This window comes from Frigoribacterium sp. CF331, from assembly GCF_057787905.1.
Genome location: NZ_CM173545.1, coordinates 3,253,897 through 3,271,369, shown reverse-complemented (window position 1 = coordinate 3,271,369; position 17,473 = coordinate 3,253,897). Strand labels below are relative to the sequence as shown.

Sequence of the window (17,473 nt, the reverse complement as noted above, 5' to 3'; positions counted from 1 at the left end):
GACGCGGCCCGGTGACCCGGCCCTCGACGCAGCCTTCGGACCACGCGGGGTCAGTGGGCGGCAGCGTCCCAGCTCTCGCCGAGGCCCACGCTGACGTCGAGCGGGACACGGAGGTCGGCTGCGCCGCTCATGCGCCGCCGGACGATCTCGCGGACGTCGTCGACCTCGCCCGGTGCGACCTCGACGATGAGTTCGTCGTGCACCTGGAGCAGGACGCGTGAGCCCATCTCTCTCTCGTCGAGCTCGGACCGGACGCCGAGCATGGCGATCTTCATGATGTCGGCGGCCGAGCCCTGGATCGGCGCGTTCAGCGCGGCCCGTTCGGCGTTCTCGCGGAGCACCCGGTTGGGCGACTTGAGGTCGCCGAACGGTCGGCGGCGGCCGTAGATCGTCTCGGTGTAGCCGTCTTCTCGGGCCTGTTCGACGACGTTCCGGAGGTACTCGCGCACGGCGCCGAAACGCTCGAAGTAGTCCGTCATCAGTTGGCGGGCCTCGGCGGTCTCGATGCGCAGCTGCTTCGACAGGCCGAAGGCGCTCAGACCGTAGGCGAGGCCGTACGACATGGCCTTGACCTTGGTGCGCATGGCGGAGGTGACGTCGGACGGCTCGACGCCGAAGATGCGGGCGCCGACGAACCGGTGGAGGTCCTCGCCCTCGGCGAAGGCCTGGATCAGCCCCTCGTCACCCGACAGGTGCGCCATGATGCGCATCTCGATCTGTGAGTAGTCGGCCGTGAGCAGCGTCTCGTAGTCGGGGCCGTGGACGAACGCCGCGCGGATCTCGCGTCCCACCGCGGCCTTGATGGGGATGTTCTGGAGGTTCGGATCGACGGACGAGATGCGCCCCGTGGTCGTCCCCGTCTGGTCGTAGGTCGTGTGGATGCGGGCGTCGTCGGCGATCGACTTCTCGAGCGTCTCGATGATCTGCCGCAACTTGGTCGCGTCACGGTGCTTCAGGAGGAGGTCGAGGAAGGGGTGCGGGTGTTTCTCCTGCAGGTCGGCCAACGACGCCGCGTCGGTCGAGTAGCCGGTCTTGGTCGCCCGGGTCTTGGGCATCTGGAGCTGGTCGAACAACACCTCTTGGAGTTGCTTGGGCGACCCGAGGTTGACCTCGCGCCCGATCTCGGCGAACGCCGCCGCGGCGAGTCCACCGGCCTGTTCGCCGAGTCGCAGGGACAGCGCCTTGAGCGCGTCACGGTCGGCGGCGACCCCGGTGAGCTCCATGTCGCCGAGGACGGCGACGAGGGGGAGCTCGATCTCGGTCAGCACGCGACGGGACCCGTCGTCGAGGGCGGCGACCAGCGACTCGGACAAGCGCAGGACGTACCAGGCCTCGGAGGCGACGTTGACGTCGTCGTCGGCCGAGACCAGCTGGTTCGGGTCGCCGACCGGCAGCGTCTCGCCGAGCTGCTCGTACACGAGGTCGGACAGGGCGAAAGAGGTGCGGCCCGGGCGCAGCAGCCAGGCGGCGATCCGCGGATCGCCGACGATGCCGGTCAGGCGGAGCCCGGCCCGGGACAACGCCTTGTAGGCACGCTTGGCGTCGTGGACCACCTTGGGCGTCCGGCCGTCGAGCCAGGCCTCGAGCGCGACGTAGTCGCCCCGACCCGCGGCCCAGGGCACGTAGGCGGACTCGTCGGACGACGAGATGCCGAGACCCACGACACCGTCGGCCCCGTACTCGACCGTGAGGCCGACGGGCTCGTCGGGGTCGGAGGCGTGCTTCTTCAGCCAGAAGGCGAGCTCTTCGTCGATGAGCGTGCGGACGACGGGGAGGCCGGTCGGGGCAGCCGTGACGGGCGCCTCGGTCGGGGCGCCGGCCGACCGGTCGCCCGCGTCGGAGAGTGCGAGGACCCGTTCGAGGAGCGTGCGGAACTGCAACTTGTCGAAGAGCTCGCGGACGGCCTCCTCGTCGATGCCTCGTCGTTCGAGGTCGCTCGGGCCGACGGGCAGCTCGACGTCGGTCACGAGACGGTTCAGGCGACGGTTGCGGACCGCGTTGTCCTTCTGCTCGCGGAGCTTCTGCCCGACGACGCCCTTGATCTCGTCGGCCCTGGCGATGATCTCGTCGAGGCCGCCGTACAGGTTGATCCACTTGACGGCGGTCTTCTCGCCCACCTTGTCGATGCCGATCAGGTTGTCGCTGGTCTCGCCCACGAGGGCCGCGACCTCGGGGTACTGGTGCGGTTCGATGCCGTAGCGCTCGAAGACCTTGTCACGGTCGTACCGGGTGAGCTCGCTGACGCCTCGGGCAGAGGGGTAGAGCAGCGTCACGTCGTCGTTCACCATCTGGATGGCATCGCGGTCGCCCGAGACGACGAGCACCCGGAAGCCCTCGGCGCGGCCACGGGTGGCGAGGGTGGCGAGGATGTCGTCGGCCTCGAAGTCCTCTTTGGTGATCGTGGTGATGCCCATGGCGTGGAGGGCTTCTTGCAGCAGCGGGATCTGACCGACGAACTCGACGGGGGTCTCGGACCGGGTGCCCTTGTACTCGGGGTACTCGCGCGTGCGGAACGAGAAGCGGGAGATGTCGAAGGCCACGGCGAGGTGCGTCGGCTTCTCGGCCTTGAGCAGGCTGAGCAGCATCGAGATGAAGCCGTGGATCGCGTTGGTGTGCTGACCCTCGCGGTTGACGAAACTGTCGACCGGCAGGGCGTAGAACGCCCGGAACGCGAGGGAATGGCCGTCGATGACCAGGAGGGTAGGCTTCGTGTCGTCCGTCACCACGTCAGCCTAGCGGGCACCCCCGACACCGTCGCCGGGCGCCTCCGTCCCCCACCGGAGAGTCATGACCCGTCCGCCCGCCGCCCCGAACGACGCCGAGAGGACCGTGTCGTCGGACGCGTCCCTGAGCGAGGCCGCCGTCGAGCTGTTCCGGCGTCGCGGCGTCGGCGCCCTGGCCGAGAAGATGGGCATCGTCATCGACGAGATGAGCGCCGAGCGCGCCGTCGGTCGCATGCCCGTCGAGGGCAACACGCAGCCCGTGGGCATCCTGCACGGAGGTGCGCACGTCGTGCTGGCCGAGACCCTCGGGTCGGTCGCCGCGAACGTGCACGCCGGCCCGGGACGCGTCGCCATGGGCATCGAGCTGAACGCGAGCCACAGCCGGTCCGCCGCCTCCGGGTGGGTCACGGGCACCTGCACCGCCGTCCACCTCGGCTCGACCCTGGCGACCCACCAGATCGTCATGACCGACGACCGCGGGCGGCTGTTGTCGACCGTGCGCATCACGAACTTCCTGACCGACGCCCGCGACGAGGGGTGACACGCGAGAAGGCCCGCCCCGATCGTCGGGGCGGGCCTTCTCGCGTGGGGTGCGCTACTTCTTGGCGCTGAGCTGCTCGATGATGGCCTGGGCCACGTCGTGCATCGTGAGACGGCGGTCCATCGAGGCCTTCTGTATCCACCGGAAGGCCTCGGGCTCGGTCAGTCCCATCTTCTCGTTGAGCAGGCCCTTGGCCCGGTCGACGAGCTTGCGGGTCTCGAAGCGCTCGACGAGGTCGGCGACCTCGGCCTCGAGGGTGATGATCTGGGCGTACCGCGAGAGGGCGATCTCGATGGCGGGCAACAGGTCGTTCGGAGTGAACGGCTTGACGACGTACGCCAGGGCGCCGGCCTCGCTGGCCCGTTCGACGAGCTCTTTCTGGCTGAAGGCGGTGAGCAGGACGACGGGGGCGATGTGCGCCTTCGACAGCCGCTCGGCCGCCGAGATGCCGTCGAGCTGGGGCATCTTGACGTCCATGATGACGAGGTCGGGGCGCAGTTCGGTCGCGAGGGCGACGGCGGTCTCGCCGTCACCGGCCTCGCCCACCACCTCGAAACCGTTGTCGCGGAGGATCTCGACGATGTCGAGGCGGATGAGGGACTCATCCTCGGCCACGACGACGCGACGGGGTGCTGCTGGGGTTGCTTCCTGGTCACTCACGACGTCGAGCCTACGGTATTGTCGACGTGGTTGTTGTGCGCCGGATTGGCGGAATGGCAGACGCGGAGCACTCAAAATGCTCTGTCCGTGAGGGCGTGTGGGTTCGAGTCCCACATCCGGCACCAGCCCGACGAGACGTGGCCCTCCTTCCCTCGCCGGCTGGTCCCGCCGACGACCTCCGTCGCAACACGCCGACACGAGTTGTGCTCAGAGGGTGTCCCCGTGAGCATCCGTGCACTACGCTGGTGCCACTGGTTGTTGTGTTACGCATTTGTATCTCGCGACGTGCCGAAGGCCTCCTCTCATCGAGAGGGGTTCCGAGGGTGGCGTCGTTCTCAGAGGGAGCGGACAAAAAGGCACCGCGACGAGCGATCTCGAAATCGAGATCGACAACTCTGATTGAAGGAACAAGAAAAATGGCAACAGGCACCGTTAAGTGGTTCAACTCCGAAAAGGGCTTCGGCTTCATCACCCCCGACGACGGAACCACTGACGTCTTCGCGCACTTCTCCGCGATCGCCGGCGACGGCTACCGCAACCTGGAAGAGAACCAGAAGGTCGAGTTCGACACGGCCCAGGGCAACAAGGGCCTCCAGGCCGAGAACATCCGCGTCATCTGACTCGGTGGCGTCCTCGTGACGCCGTCAGTCGGCGGGTTCGCCCGCCACTGAACCGAAAGCCCCGATCCGCTCGCGCGGGTCGGGGCTTTCTCCGTTCTGCGGGGTGCCGAGGTCGCGGGGGTCAGACACCCGCTCGGGCCTCACGGAAGCGGGAAGCCGAGGAGGCGCGCCACCGGCTCGTAGTCCCGGCTCGCCGTCCGGTACGCCGACTCCCACTCGGCGATCCGTGCTCCGGCCTCGCGCGGGTCCGTGAAGCGGTCGTCGTCGCCACCGCCGGCGACGAGGGCCTCACGGGCCTCGCGGTACCGACTGGTGAGGGTCGACCACAGGACGAGTTCGTCGCCGGTCGAGTCCTCGGGGGCCGCGCGGGCCACGTCCCACGGCACCTCGACCCTCGGCAACGGTCCGGTCGCCGGGCGCACCGTCGTCGTCTCGTCGGCGGCGTCGCCCTCGCGGAAGATCGTCCGGGTGCCGACGGCCAGGACGGCTCCGACCCCCGCACCGAGGACGAAGATCAGCAGCAGCGCCCAGAGGCCGTCGACCCGCCACACGGTCGCGGCCAATCCCCCGAGGAACGAGCCGCCCACCAAGGCACCGAGACCGGCCCACCGGGCCGGACCCGCACCTCCTCGGCGTGTCGTCGACTCGTCGGCGCCGAGGCTGTGCCGCGTCTCGGCCACGCCGTGCCCGCTCCAGGACGGCACGACGTAGAGACGGCCCTCGAACTCGAAGCACGAGGGATGGCGGGCGTCCACGGACATGGCGTGAGCGTACGCCCCGTCCGCACGACGAAGCCGGGACGATCCCTGGGGATCGCCCCGGCTCTTCGGGACGGACGGCCCGGCGTCAGGGCTGCGAGGCGTAGGCCGGCGCGGCCTCGCCGTGGGCGTCGCCGACGCGGTGCACGCGGAGGTCGTTCGTCGACCCGGCGATGCCGGGAGGGGACCCGGCGATCACGATGACCTTGTCGCCCGACTCGGCCAGGTCGTTGCCGATCAGGATGTCGTCCACCTGGGCGAACATCGCGTCGGTGTGCGTGACGGTCTCGACGAGGTACGACTGGACGCCCCAGCTGATGGCCATGCGCCGACGGATGGCCTCGTTGGGGGTGAAGGCGAGGATCGGGATGGAGTGGCGCAGGCGCGACATGCGACGCACCGAGTCGCCGGACTCCGTGAACACGCAGAGGAACTTCGCCTGGACGAACTCGGCGACGTCGGCCGCGGCCAACGTGATCGCCCCGCCCTGGGTGCGGGGGCGGGTGCCCAGCGGGGGGATGCGCTCGAGGCCGTGCTCTTCGGTCGAGGCGACGATGCGGGCCATGGTCTGCACCGTGATGACGGGATACTCGCCGACGCTCGTCTCGCCCGAGAGCATGACCGCGTCGGTGCCGTCGAGCACCGCGTTCGCGACGTCGGAGGTCTCGGCCCGCGTCGGGATGGGGCTGGAGATCATCGACTCGAGCATCTGCGTCGCGACGATGACGGGTTTGGCCATGCGGCGCGAGAGCTCGACGGCGTGCTTCTGGACGATGGGCACGGCCTCCAGGGGCAGTTCGACCCCGAGGTCGCCGCGGGCCACCATGATGCCGTCGAACGCGTCGATGATGGCCTCGAGGTTGTCGACCGCCTGGGGCTTCTCGATCTTCGCGTAGACCGGGACCTTGCGACCCTCTTCTGCCATGATCTCGTGAACGCGCACGACGTCGTCGGCGTCACGGACGAACGAGAGGGCGATGAGGTCGGCGCCCAGTGCGAGGCCCCAGCGCAGGTCGGCCTCGTCCTTGTCGGAGAGCGCGGGCACGTTGACCGCGACGCCCGGCAGGTTGATGCCCTTGTTGTTCGAGACGGTGCCCGCGACGACGACCTCGGTCGTGACGACCGTGCCGTCGGTCTCGAGGACGCGCAGCTTGACGCGACCGTCGTCGATCAGCAGCGGGTCGCCGGGTGCGACGTCGTTCGGCAGCCCTTTGAAGGTCGTGCCGCAGATCTCCCTCGAACCGAGGATCTCGTCGGTCGTGATCTTGAACACGTCGCCGACCTCGAGGTCGTGCGGACCGTCGGCGAACTTGCCGAGCCGGATCTTCGGACCCTGGAGGTCGACGAGGACCGCGACGGCGCGGCCCGAGTCGGCCGCGGCCTGGCGGACGTTCGCGTAGACGCCCTCGTGGACGTCGTAGCTGCCGTGGCTGAGGTTCATGCGGGCGACGTCGACTCCGGCGTCGATGATCGCCCGGATGTCGTCGTAGCTCGACGTCGCCGGCCCGAGGGTGGCGACGATCTTTGCGCGTCTCATGTGTTCCGTTCGTGTGGGGGGAAGGGTGGTGGGACGACTGCAGACCCGACGACCACCTTATTCCCGTCGGATGGCGGGATCAGACCGAGAGGGACCGATCAGTGGGCTTCACCGGGAAGGGCAGCACGGTCTCGCCCTCGAGGTAGGCGTCGACGGCCGACGCCGTCGCGCGACCCTCGGCGATGGCCCAGACGATGAGGGACTGTCCGCGGCCGGCGTCCCCCGTGACGAACACGCCGGGCTCCCCGGTCTCGTAGGTCGCGCCGCGTTCGAGGGACCCGCGGCCGTCGAAGGTGAGGCGCAGCTGCTCCTCGATGGTCTCCCGCTCGGGGCCGGTGAAACCGAGGGCGAGGAGGACGAGGTCGGCGGGGACCTCGCGCTCGGTGCCCGCCTTCGGCACGCGACGTCCGTCGAGGTACTCGGTCTCGGCGACTCGGATGGCCCGCACCTCGCCGACCTCGTTCGTCAGGAACTCGACCGTCGAGGCGAGGTAGACGCGTTCGCCGCCCTCTTCGTGGGCGCTCGACACCTCGAAGAGGGTGGGGAACATGGGCCACGGTTGCGCCTCGGGGCGCTCCTCCGGCGGCTGCTGGCCGATGGCGAGGTTGGTCACCGAGAGGGCGCCCTGACGGTGTGCGGTGCCGATGCAGTCGGCTCCGGTGTCGCCACCGCCCAGGACGACGACGTGCTTGCCCTCGGCCGTGATCTGGTCCGACACCGTGTCGCCGGCACCGGCCTTGTTCTGCTGCACGAGGTAGTCCATGGCGAAGTGGATGCCCGACAGGTCGCGTCCCGGGATGGGCAGGTCGCGGGGCACCGTGGCCCCCGTCGCGACGACCACGGCGTCGTAACGCGCCCGCAGGTCGTCCCAGGCGATGTCGCGCCCGATCTCGACGCGGGCGCGGAAGCGGGTCCCCTCGGCCTGCATCTGGGCGATGCGCTGCTCGAGCTGCTTCTTCTCCATCTTGAAGTCGGGGATGCCGTACCGCAGCAGGCCGCCGATTCGGTCCTCGCGCTCGTAGACCGCGACCGTGTGTCCGGCACGGGTCAGCTGCTGGGCGGCGGCGAGGCCGGCGGGGCCCGAGCCCACGACGGCGACCGTCTTGCCCGTCAGGCGCTCGGGCGGGTGCGGGGTGACCCAGCCGTTCGCGAAGGCCTGGTCGATGATCGACACCTCGACCTGCTTGATGGTGACCGGCGGCTGGTTGATGCCCAGCACGCAGGACGACTCGCACGGCGCCGGGCAGAGGCGGCCCGTGAACTCGGGGAAGTTGTTGGTCGCGTGGAGTCGCTCGATCGCCTGACGGCCCTCACCACGCCACATCAGGTCGTTCCACTCGGGGATCAGGTTGCCGAGGGGGCACCCCTGGTGGCAGAACGGGACGCCGCAGTCCATGCAGCGACCGGCCTGGCGTCGGAGCTCACCGCTCTCTTGTTGCTCGTAGACCTCTTTCCAGTCCATGAGCCGCACCGACACGGGGCGGCGCTTGGGCAGCTCGCGGGTCTGCGTCTTCAGGAAGCCTTTGGGGTCAGCCACCGGTCACCTCCAGGATTCTCTTCCATGCTTCGTCGCCATCGGGGTCGAGACCCTCGTCGACGGCCGTCTGCCGGGTGGCGAGGACGGCGGCGTAGTCGCGGGGCAGCACCTTGACGAACTCGGCCACCGTGGTGTCGAGGTCGTCGAGCATCCGCCGGGCCACGGGAGACCCGGTCTCGGCCAGGTGCCGCTGCAACAGGTCGGTCAGGATCTCGACGTCGGCGCTGCCGAGGGGGTGCAGTTCGAGCTCGCCCGAGGCCAGGGCCTCGGCGTTGACCCGTTCGGGCTTGAGCCGGTGCACGTAGGCCGTCCCCCCCGACATGCCCGCGCCGAGGTTGCGGCCGGTGTCGCCGAGGATGACGGCGAGCCCGCCGGTCATGTACTCGAGCGCGTGGTCCCCCACGCCCTCGGCGACCGCGCTGGCTCCCGAGTTGCGCACCAGGAAGCGCTCCCCCACGATGCCGCGCAGGAACATGCTGCCCTGGGTGGCGCCGTAGCCGATGACGTTGCCGGCGATGACGTTCTCCTCGGCCGCGAAGCCGCTGCCCCGCGGCGGACGCACGACGACGTTGCCTCCCGAGAGACCCTTGCCCACGTAGTCGTTGCTGTCGCCCTCGAGCCGGAGCGTGATGCCCGCAGGGAGGAAGGCGCCGAGCGACTGCCCGGCCGAGCCGGTCAGGTTGACCTCGATGCTGCCGTCGGGCAGACCGTGCTCGCCGTGACGCAGGGTCACCTGGTGGCCGAGCATCGTGCCGACGGCCCGTTCGGTGTTGCGGATGGGCAGAGTGATCTCGACGTGGCCGCCGTTCTCGAGCACGTCTGCGCTGCGTTCGATGAGCTGGACGTCGAAGTGGTCGCCGAGACCGTGGTCCTGCGTCGTGAGGTTGCGGCGGGGCTCGTCGTCGGCGAAGGTCGGGCCGACCAGCACGGGGGCGAGGTCGAGACCGGAGGCCTTCCAGTGGTCGACGGCCCGGTCGACGTCGAGGACGTCGGTCCGGCCGATGGCCTCGTCGAGGCTGCGGAATCCCAGGGCGGCGAGGTACTCGCGGACCTCTTGCGCGAGGAACTCGAAGAAGTTCACGACGAACTCGGGCTTGCCCGAGAAGCGCGCCCGGAGCTCGGGGTTCTGCGTCGCGACGCCGACCGGGCAGGTGTCGAGGTGGCACACGCGCATCATGATGCACCCCTCGACGATCAGCGGGGCCGTGGCGAAGCCGAACTCCTCTCCGCCCAGCAGGGCGGCGACGAGCACGTCGCGACCCGTCTTCATCTGACCGTCGACCTGCACGACCACCCGGTCGCGCATGCCGTTCAGCATCAGCGTCTGCTGCGTCTCGGCGAGGCCGATCTCCCACGGCGTGCCGGCGTGCTTCAGCGAGTTCAGGGGGCTCGCGCCGGTGCCTCCGTCGTGACCGGAGACCAGGACGACGTCGGCCAGCGCCTTGGTCACGCCTGCGGCGACCGCCCCGATGCCGGACTGGCTCACGAGCTTCACGTGCACACGGGCCGCGGGGTTGGCACGCTTGACGTCGAAGATGAGCTGCTTGAGGTCCTCGATCGAGTAGATGTCGTGGTGGGGCGGGGGCGAGATGAGGCCCACGCCCGCGGTGGCGTGGCGGGTCCGTGCGACCCAGGGGTAGACCTTGGTCGGCGGCAGCTGTCCGCCCTCGCCGGGCTTCGCGCCCTGGGCCATCTTGAGCTGGATGTCGGTGGCGTGGGTCAGGTACATGCTCGTGACGCCGAACCGACCCGAGGCGACCTGCTTCACGGCGCTGCGGCGTTCGGGGTCGAGCAGGCGGTCGACGTCCTCGCCGCCCTCACCGGTGTTCGACTTGCCACCGAGCCGGTTCATCGCGATCGCCAGGGTCTCGTGGGCCTCCTGCGAGATCGAGCCGTAGCTCATCGCCCCGGTCGAGAACCGCTTGACGATCGACGCGATCGGCTCGACCTCGTCGAGCGGCACGGCCGGTCGCACCCCGTGCTTGAGGCGGAACAACCCGCGGAGCGTCATCAGCTGTTCGGCCTGGTCGTCGACGAGCTTCGTGTACTCGCGGAAGATGTCGTATCGGCGCGTGCGCGTCGCGTGCTGCAGCCGGAACACGGTGTCGGGGTTGAAGAGGTGGCGGGGGCCCTCGCGGCGCCACTGGTACTCGCCGCCGGTGGCGAGCCGTTCGTGGGCGATGACCGAGCCGTCGCTGGGGTACGCGCTGGTGTGGCGCTGCTTGTTCTCGGCCGCGATGACGTCGATGCCGACGCCGCCGAGCATCGACGAGGTGCCGGTGAAGTAGGTGTCGACGAACTCCTGGCTGAGGCCCACGGCCTCGAACGCCTGGGCGGCGGCGTAGCTCGACACCGTCGAGATGCCCATCTTGGACATGATCTTCAGCACGCCCTTGCCGAGGGCCTTGATCAGGTTGTGCACGGCGTCCTCGGGACTCAACCCGGTGATCATGCCGGCACGGACGAGGTTCTCGCAGGTCTCCATCGCGAGGTACGGGTTGACCGCCGACGCGCCGTAGCCGATGAGCGTGGCCACGTGGTGCACCTCGCGGACGTCGCCCGCCTCGACGATCAGGCCGACCTTCATGCGGTTCTCGGTGCGGATGAGGTGGTGGTGGACCGCCGCGATCATGAGCAGCGAGGGCACCGGGGCGAAGTCGGCGTTGGAGTCGCGGTCCGAGAGCACGATGAACTCGGCGCCGGCCTCGATGGCGTCGTCGACCTCGTTGCACATGGCCGAGATGCGCTTCTCGAGGGCCCGCGGGCCCTTGTCGGCGCGGTAGAGCCCCCGGATGGTCGACGTCAGGCGCGATCCGGGGCTCGGGTCGATGTGCTGGATCTTGGCGAGCTCGTCGTTGTCGATGACCGGGAAGTCGAGGATCACCTGACGGGCGTGCTCCGGCGTGGCCGCGAGCAGGTTGCGCTCGGGGCCGAGGCCCAGCTTGAGCGACGTGACGACCGACTCGCGGATCGAGTCGAGCGGGGGGTTGGTCACCTGGGCGAACTGCTGCGTGAAGTAGTCGAACAGGAGGCGCGGGCGCTCGGACAGGACGGCGATCGGCGTGTCGCTTCCCATGGCACCGAGGGGCTCGGCGCCCGTCTTCGCCATCGGCGTCAGCAGGATGCGCACCTCTTCCTCGGTGTACCCGAAGGTGCGCTGACGGCGCGTGACCGACGCCGGGGTGTGGACGATGTGCTCGCGCTCGGGCAGCTCGGAGAGGTGGATGCGTCCCTCGGCGAGCCACTCGCCGTAGGGCGCGGCGGTCGCGAGGTCGCGTTTGATCTCGTCGTCCTCGATGATGCGACCGGCCTCGGTGTCGACCAGGAACATCTTGCCCGGGCGGAGCCGCCCCTTGCGGACCACCTTGGCGGGGTCGACGTCGATGACCCCGATCTCGCTCGCGAGCACGACGAGGCCGTCGTCGGTCACGAGGTATCGCCCGGGGCGGAGGCCGTTGCGGTCGAGGGTCGCACCGACGTGCGTGCCGTCCGTGAACGTGATGGCGGCAGGACCGTCCCACGCCTCCATGAGCATGGAGTGGTACTCGTAGAAGTCGCGAAGGGTCGGGTCGATGTCGACCTGGTTCTCCCAGGCCTCGGGCACCATCATCATGACGGCGTGCGGGAGCGACCGGCCCGTGAGGCTCAGCAGTTCGACGACCTCGTCGAACGAGGCCGAGTCGCTGGCACCCGGGCTGACGATCGGCAGGATGGGCTTGAGGTCGCCGATCAGCTCGTTCTCGAGCTGCGACTGGCGGGCCCGCATCCAGTTGCGGTTGCCGCGGACCGTGTTGATCTCGCCGTTGTGGGCGATCATGCGGAACGGCTGCGCGAGCGGCCACGAGGGGAACGTGTTCGTCGAGTAGCGGGAGTGCACGATGGCGAGCTTCGAGGCGAAGCGCTCATCGCTCAGGTCGGGGTAGAAGGGCTCGAGCTGCAGGGTGGTGACCATGCCCTTGTAGACCATGGTCCGGCTTCCCAGCGACGTGAAGTAGGCGGAGAGCTTGCGCTCGGCCCGCTTGCGCAGCCGGAACGCCTGGCGGTCGAGCGCAACGCCGGCGAGCGGCACGCCGTCCGCGTCGTGGTCGCGGCTGGCCACGAAGAGCTGCTCGAACGCCGGCATCGCGTTCCGTGCGAGCGTGCCGAGCTCTTCCGGACGCACGGGGACCTCACGCCAGCCGAGGACGTCGAGGTGCTCGAGGTCGGCGATCCGCTCGATGCCGGTCTTCAGCTCGGCTCGCTCCTGGTCGTCGAGGGGCAGGTACGCGATGCCCACCGCGTATCGACCGGCGGGCGGCAGGTCGAAGTCGACCTCGTGCCGGAAGAACTCGTCGGGCACCTGGCAGAGGATGCCCGCTCCGTCGCCGGTGCCGGCGTCGGAGCCCACGGCCCCACGGTGCTCGAGGTTGCGGAGGGCCCGCAGGGCGGTGTCGACGATGTCGTGGCCAGGGGTTCCGCGGAGGGTGGCGACCATGGCCAGGCCGCAGGCGTCCTTCTCGTTGCGCGGGTCGTAGAGGCCGGTGGCCTCGGGAACCGTGCTGAACTGCTGGTGTGCTGGCGTGAGAGCCATGGAATCCGTCCTCACGAAGAGATCCGACAGGGGGCGGGACGTCGTCGGCCCGAGGTGCCTGACGGGGCCGGGGTCTGTGGGCGGCCCCGACGCGGCGGGAGAGGTCGGCTCGTGGCGACCGTGGGCGTGCACGCCGACGTGGGACGTCGACTGCGCTCGATCTTACGAGGCGCGGGCGCGTGCACAGAACCGTGTCGCGGGCGGATCGCTCGCACCGGGATGGGGTGGAGGGGATCGGGCGCCGCGACGGTGGGGCGCCGGGCCCGCGGTCGTCGTGGAGTGGACGACCTAGGGACGCGGTGAGCGATCGGTGTTGTCGTCCGATGCGCCGACGGTGACCAACTCGGGTTCGTCGTTCTCCGTGTACGTGTCGTCGGAGTCTACCGCAGACGGTCGGTCGCTCGGAGCACGTCCGGGAACGTAGGGCCCGGGCTCGGTGCCGGTGTGGCGCCGGGAGGCGACGACGAAGATCACGACGCCGAGGACGATCGCGAAGAAGCTCATCCACACGTTCGTCCGGATGCCGAAGAACAGCAGGCTGGGGTCGGTGCGGATGGACTCGAACCAGGCCCGGCCGATGCCGTACCAGACGAGGTAGAACGCGAGCGACTTGCCCCACTGCATCGACGACTTCTTCTCGAGGAGCAGCAGGATGGCGACCCCGGCCAGCATCCAGACGATCTCGTAGAGGAACGTGGGGTGGAAGAGCGTGCCCTCGGGCAGGCCGGTCGGGTAGGCCGCGTTCGTCGACTCGATCTCGAGCCCCCAGGGCAGGTCGGTGGGCATGCCGAAGAGCTCGTGGTTGAACCAGTTGCCGAGACGCCCGAAGGCCTGGGCGACGAGCAGCCCCGGGGCCAGGGCGTCGGCGAAGACCGTGAACCTCAGGCCCGTGAAGCGGCAGCCGAGCCAGACGCCGACCGCGCCGAACAACAGGGCGCCGTAGATGGCGAGGCCGCCCTCCCAGACGGCGAAGGCGCGCCACCATTCCTGCCCGGCGAAGTAGTCGCCCGGGTGGGTCACCACGTGGAAGAACCGTCCCCCGACGATGCCGAAGACGACGGCCCAGATCGCCACGTCGATGACGATGCCCTTCTCGGCGCCGCGCCGGTTCAGACGGTGGTTCGTGATGAGCGCGGCGGCGACGATGCCGACCAGGATGCAGATGGCGTACGCGTGGATGCGCAACGAGCCGGGCAGCGAGGCCCCGAAGGTCGAGTTCAACCAGGCGGTGACGTCGAAGTACTGCCACGCGGCCGACGGGCTCGGGATGCTCAGGGGAACGAACACGGTCGGTGTGCCTTTCGGAGGGGTTCGGGGCGTCGGTCACCCGACGGGTGACGACTCTAGCGCGAGTGCCCTCGCGCCCGAGGGGTCAGGAGGCGGACGGGGCGGCGCCCGAGGACAGGTCGGCCGACACCTCGGCGAGGCGTTCCACGCCGCCGTCGGCCAGGGCGCGGACGAAGGCCGAGCCGATGATGGCACCGTCGGCGTACTCGAGGACCTCGCGCACCTGCTGCGCGGTCGAGATGCCGAGCCCGACGCAGGCGTTCTCGACGCCGACCTCGCGCAGGCGGGCGACGAGGGTGCTCGCGGCCGCGTCGACGTCGGAGCGGGCACCGGTGATGCCCATGGTCGAGACGGTGTAGACGAAACCGCGGCTGCTGGCGACGGCCTGACGGAGGCGCGACTCGCTCGACGAGGGAGCGGCCAGGAACACCCGGTCGAGGTCGGCCGCCACGGCGGCGGCCGTCCAGTCGCCGGCCTCGTCGGGGATGAGGTCGGGGGTGATGAGCCCGGCGCCGCCCGCGGCCGCGAGGTCGTCGGCGAAGCGTTGGACACCGTACTGCGCGACGGGGTTCCAGTAGGTCATCGGGATCACGGGGGCGTCGACCCGGGCGGTGATCTCGCGGATGGCCGTGAAGACGTCGCGGACGCGGAAGCCCTCGGCGAGCGAGCGCTGGGTGGCGGCCTGGATGACCGGGCCGTCCATGACCGGGTCGGAGTACGGGATGCCCAGCTCGATGACGTCGATGCCGTTCTCGGCCATCGCGACGGCGGCGTCGATGCTGGTGTCGAGGTCGGGGAAGCCGACCGGCAGGTAGCCGACGACGGCCCCGGTGCCGGCCTCGCGCCGCGCGGCGATGGCCGCGCCGACCTTGCTGGTGCCGGTGGGGGTGTCGGTCGTCACAGCTGCTGTGCTTTCTCGTCGAGGACGCCGAAGTACCGGCTGGCGGTCGCGACGTCCTTGTCGCCGCGGCCGCTGAGCGAGACCAGGATCGTCCAGTCGGGGTGCTCGCGGCCGAGCTTGATCGTGCCGGCCAGGGCGTGTGCCGACTCGATCGCCGGCATGATGCCTTCGGTCTGCGAGAGCAGGCGGAAGGCCTGCATCGCCTCGTCGTCGGTCACGGGCTGGTACTCGGCCCGGTGGGTCTCGGCCAGCCAGGCGTGCTCGGGACCGACGCTCGGGTAGTCGAGTCCCGCCGAGATCGAGTGGCTCTCGAGGGTCTGGCCGTCTTCGTCCTGCATGAGGTACGACCGGGTGCCCTGGAGGTTGCCGACGCGCCCCAGGGTGATGGAGGCCGCGTGGCGGCCCGTCTCGACCCCGTCACCGCCGGCCTCGAAGCCGAAGAGCCGCACCGAGGGGTCGTCGAGGAACGCGTGGAAGATGCCCATGGCGTTCGACCCGCCACCGACGCACGCCGTCACGGCGTCAGGCAGCGATCCCGTCAGGTCGAGGACCTGCTGGCGGGCTTCTTCACCGATGATCTTGTGGAAGTCGCGCACCATCGCGGGGAAGGGGTGCGGGCCGGCGACGGTGCCGAGCACGTAGTGCGTCGTGTCGACGCTCGCGACCCAGTCGCGCATGGCGTCGTTGATCGCGTCCTTGAGCGTGCGCGACCCGGTCGTCACCGAGACGACCTCGGCGCCGAGCAACCGCATCCGGGCGACGTTGAGGGCCTGACGCTCGGTGTCGACCTGGCCCATGTAGACCACGCACTCCATGCCGAAGAGGGCGGCGGCCGTGGCCGTGGCGACGCCGTGCTGTCCGGCCCCCGTCTCGGCGATCAGCCGCGTCTTGCCGAGCTTGCGGGCCAGGAGGGCCTGGCCGAGCACGTTGTTGATCTTGTGCGACCCGGTGTGGTTGAGGTCTTCGCGTTTGAGGATGACGCGGGCCCCGCCGGCGTGCTCCGCGAAGCGGGGCACCTCGGTGATGATCGAGGGACGTCCCGTGTAGGTGGCGTGCAGGGCGTTCAGCTCGGCGGCGAACTCGGGGTCGACCGCAGCGGCCTTGTAGGCCGCGTCGAGTTCGTCGAGGGCCGCCACCAGGGACTCGGGCACGAAGCGCCCGCCGAAGGAGCCGAAGTAGGGGCCCGTCTCGTCGCGTAGTGCCATGGTCAGACCTCCAGGAAACGGGTGATGGCGTCGGCGGGGTCGCCGTGGGTGACGAGGGCCTCGCCCACGAGCACGACGTCGGCACCTGCCCGCCGGTAGTGGGCGACGTCGTCGGGTGACAGGACGGCGGACTCGGCGACGCGCGTGACGCCGGACGGGATCGAGTCGGACAACCGACCGAAGAGGTCGCGGTCGAGTTCGAACGTCGTCAGGTCTCGGGCGTTGACGCCGAGGACCGTCGCGCCCGCGTCGAGGCCACGCGACACCTCGTCGGCCGAGTGGGTCTCGACGAGAGCCGTCATGCCGAGCTGACGCACCAAGTCGTGCAGGTCGACGAGCACGCGTTGCTCGAGACCGGCGACGATGAGCAGCACGAGGTCGGCCCCGGCCGCCCTGGCCTCGAAGACCTGGTAAGGGTCTGCGATGAAGTCCTTGCGGAGCACGGGGACGTCGACCGCGGCCCGGACGGCCTCGAGGTCGGCGAGCGACCCCTTGAACTTGCGCCCCTCGGTGAGGACGCTGATCGCGCTCGCTCCGCCGGTGGCGTACGAGACGGCGAGGGAGGCCGGGTCGGCGATGGTCGAGAGGTGGCCGCGTGAGGGGCTGGCCCGCTTGACCTCGGCGATGACCTTCACCCGGTCGGCCGGGCTGAGCGCGGCCCGCGCGTCGAGGGCGGCCGGGCGTGCCAGGGCGGCCGCCTCGACGGCGGCGAACGGAAGCGCTTCGCGGCGTGCCTCGGCGTCGGCCACGGCACCCGCGTACAGATCGTCGAGCACCTAGTTGTGGGCCTTCGGAACGTACCGGTGCCCGCCGACGCCGTAGCCGACCCGCTTCAGCACGAAACCGACGACCAGGCCCACGACGACGAGGCCGGCCGACGCCCAGACGATCCAGGGGATGTCGAGGAAGAAGGCGAGGGTGCCGATGGCGAAGCCGACCAGCATGATGACCACGGCCGTCCACGCCGCAGGCGAGTTGCCGTGACCGAGGTCGTCGGCCGACTCGGCGTCGTGGCCCTTCGAGCCGGAGTCGACCTTCGCCGGGGCGTTCTTCAGGGGCGCGTCGCCACCGGAGGGGGTGCTCGTCGTGTTCGTGCTCACAGTGCTCCTTGGATCAGGTCGGTACGAGGGCCGA

13 protein-coding genes and 1 tRNA gene are annotated in these 17,473 nt (G+C 69.9%); 3 read left to right on the top strand and 11 right to left on the bottom strand.

The window, feature by feature from the left end:
* Positions 1 to 50: 50 nt before the first annotated feature.
* Complete coding sequence (polA, locus tag AC3CCI_RS15160) at positions 51 to 2,723, bottom strand: DNA polymerase I (protein WP_488627677.1); 2,673 nt, start codon at positions 2,721 to 2,723, stop codon at positions 51 to 53.
* 184 nt (positions 2,724 to 2,907) lie between these two features.
* On the opposite strand from polA, the gene AC3CCI_RS15155 reads away from it, so the two are divergent.
* On the top strand, positions 2,908 to 3,264 hold the full coding sequence (locus AC3CCI_RS15155) for a PaaI family thioesterase (RefSeq protein WP_488628702.1): 357 nt from the start codon (positions 2,908 to 2,910) through the stop codon (positions 3,262 to 3,264).
* Between the two features lie 54 nt (positions 3,265 to 3,318).
* On the opposite strand, the gene AC3CCI_RS15150 is transcribed toward AC3CCI_RS15155, so the two are convergent.
* Positions 3,319 to 3,924 (bottom strand): ANTAR domain-containing response regulator, encoded by a 606-nt coding sequence (locus AC3CCI_RS15150; protein WP_043592796.1) that lies wholly within the window; start codon positions 3,922 to 3,924, stop codon positions 3,319 to 3,321.
* Between the two features lie 39 nt (positions 3,925 to 3,963).
* Between AC3CCI_RS15150 and AC3CCI_RS15145 the strand changes: the two genes are divergently transcribed.
* Both AC3CCI_RS15145 and AC3CCI_RS15140 read left to right on the top strand, forming a co-directional pair.
* Positions 3,964 to 4,049 (top strand) — tRNA-Leu (locus AC3CCI_RS15145).
* Between the two features lie 291 nt (positions 4,050 to 4,340).
* Positions 4,341 to 4,544 (top strand): cold-shock protein, encoded by a 204-nt coding sequence (locus tag AC3CCI_RS15140; RefSeq protein WP_043592793.1) that lies wholly within the window; start codon positions 4,341 to 4,343, stop codon positions 4,542 to 4,544.
* 140 nt (positions 4,545 to 4,684) lie between these two features.
* On the opposite strand, the gene AC3CCI_RS15135 is transcribed toward AC3CCI_RS15140, so the two are convergent.
* The 9 genes from AC3CCI_RS15135 to AC3CCI_RS15095 all read right to left on the bottom strand — a co-directional run bounded on the left by AC3CCI_RS15135 (position 4,685) and on the right by AC3CCI_RS15095 (position 17,394).
* Positions 4,685 to 5,305 (bottom strand): hypothetical protein, encoded by a 621-nt coding sequence (locus tag AC3CCI_RS15135; RefSeq protein ID WP_488627676.1) that lies wholly within the window; start codon positions 5,303 to 5,305, stop codon positions 4,685 to 4,687.
* A gap of 85 nt (positions 5,306 to 5,390) precedes the next feature.
* A complete protein-coding gene (pyk, locus tag AC3CCI_RS15130) occupies positions 5,391 to 6,839 on the bottom strand; it encodes a pyruvate kinase (RefSeq protein WP_354594221.1) in 1,449 nt (482 codons plus the stop codon).
* Positions 6,840 to 6,918: 79 nt separating this feature from the next.
* Positions 6,919 to 8,376: a glutamate synthase subunit beta gene (locus tag AC3CCI_RS15125; RefSeq protein ID WP_354594222.1), complete on the bottom strand. Its 1,458-nt coding sequence runs from the start codon at positions 8,374 to 8,376 to the stop codon at positions 6,919 to 6,921.
* Complete coding sequence (gltB, locus tag AC3CCI_RS15120; protein ID WP_488627675.1) at positions 8,369 to 12,946, bottom strand: glutamate synthase large subunit; 4,578 nt, start codon at positions 12,944 to 12,946, stop codon at positions 8,369 to 8,371. The genes AC3CCI_RS15125 and gltB overlap by 8 nt, the downstream gene beginning before the upstream one ends.
* Before the next feature lie 288 nt (positions 12,947 to 13,234).
* Positions 13,235 to 14,233, bottom strand: a complete 999-nt coding sequence (lgt, locus tag AC3CCI_RS15115; RefSeq protein ID WP_354594224.1) for a prolipoprotein diacylglyceryl transferase — start codon at positions 14,231 to 14,233, stop codon at positions 13,235 to 13,237.
* Between the two features lie 85 nt (positions 14,234 to 14,318).
* Complete coding sequence (gene trpA / locus AC3CCI_RS15110) at positions 14,319 to 15,134, bottom strand: tryptophan synthase subunit alpha (protein WP_488627674.1); 816 nt, start codon at positions 15,132 to 15,134, stop codon at positions 14,319 to 14,321.
* Complete coding sequence (gene trpB, locus AC3CCI_RS15105; RefSeq protein ID WP_488627673.1) at positions 15,131 to 16,339, bottom strand: tryptophan synthase subunit beta; 1,209 nt, start codon at positions 16,337 to 16,339, stop codon at positions 15,131 to 15,133. The genes trpA and trpB overlap by 4 nt, the downstream gene beginning before the upstream one ends.
* Before the next feature lie 2 nt (positions 16,340 to 16,341).
* Entirely contained in the window at positions 16,342 to 17,115 is a 774-nt protein-coding gene (gene trpC / locus AC3CCI_RS15100; protein WP_354594227.1) for an indole-3-glycerol phosphate synthase TrpC, read from the bottom strand.
* Positions 17,116 to 17,394 carry a DUF6704 family protein gene (locus tag AC3CCI_RS15095; protein ID WP_354594332.1) on the bottom strand — a complete coding sequence of 93 codons (279 nt, stop codon included), beginning with the start codon at positions 17,392 to 17,394 and terminating at the stop codon, positions 17,116 to 17,118.
* Positions 17,395 to 17,473: the final 79 nt, after the last annotated feature.

Coding starts and splice junctions, on each gene's coding strand:
- AC3CCI_RS15140 (WP_043592793.1), top strand. CDS start 4,341: ATGGCAACAGGCACCGTTAAGTGGTTCAACTCCGAAAAGGGCTTCGGC.
- AC3CCI_RS15135 (WP_488627676.1), bottom strand. CDS start 5,305: ATGTCCGTGGACGCCCGCCATCCCTCGTGCTTCGAGTTCGAGGGCCGT.
- trpB (WP_488627673.1), bottom strand. CDS start 16,339: ATGGCACTACGCGACGAGACGGGCCCCTACTTCGGCTCCTTCGGCGGG.
- pyk (WP_354594221.1), bottom strand. CDS start 6,839: ATGAGACGCGCAAAGATCGTCGCCACCCTCGGGCCGGCGACGTCGAGC.
- gltB (WP_488627675.1), bottom strand. CDS start 12,946: ATGGCTCTCACGCCAGCACACCAGCAGTTCAGCACGGTTCCCGAGGCC.
- AC3CCI_RS15155 (WP_488628702.1), top strand. CDS start 2,908: ATGGGCATCGTCATCGACGAGATGAGCGCCGAGCGCGCCGTCGGTCGC.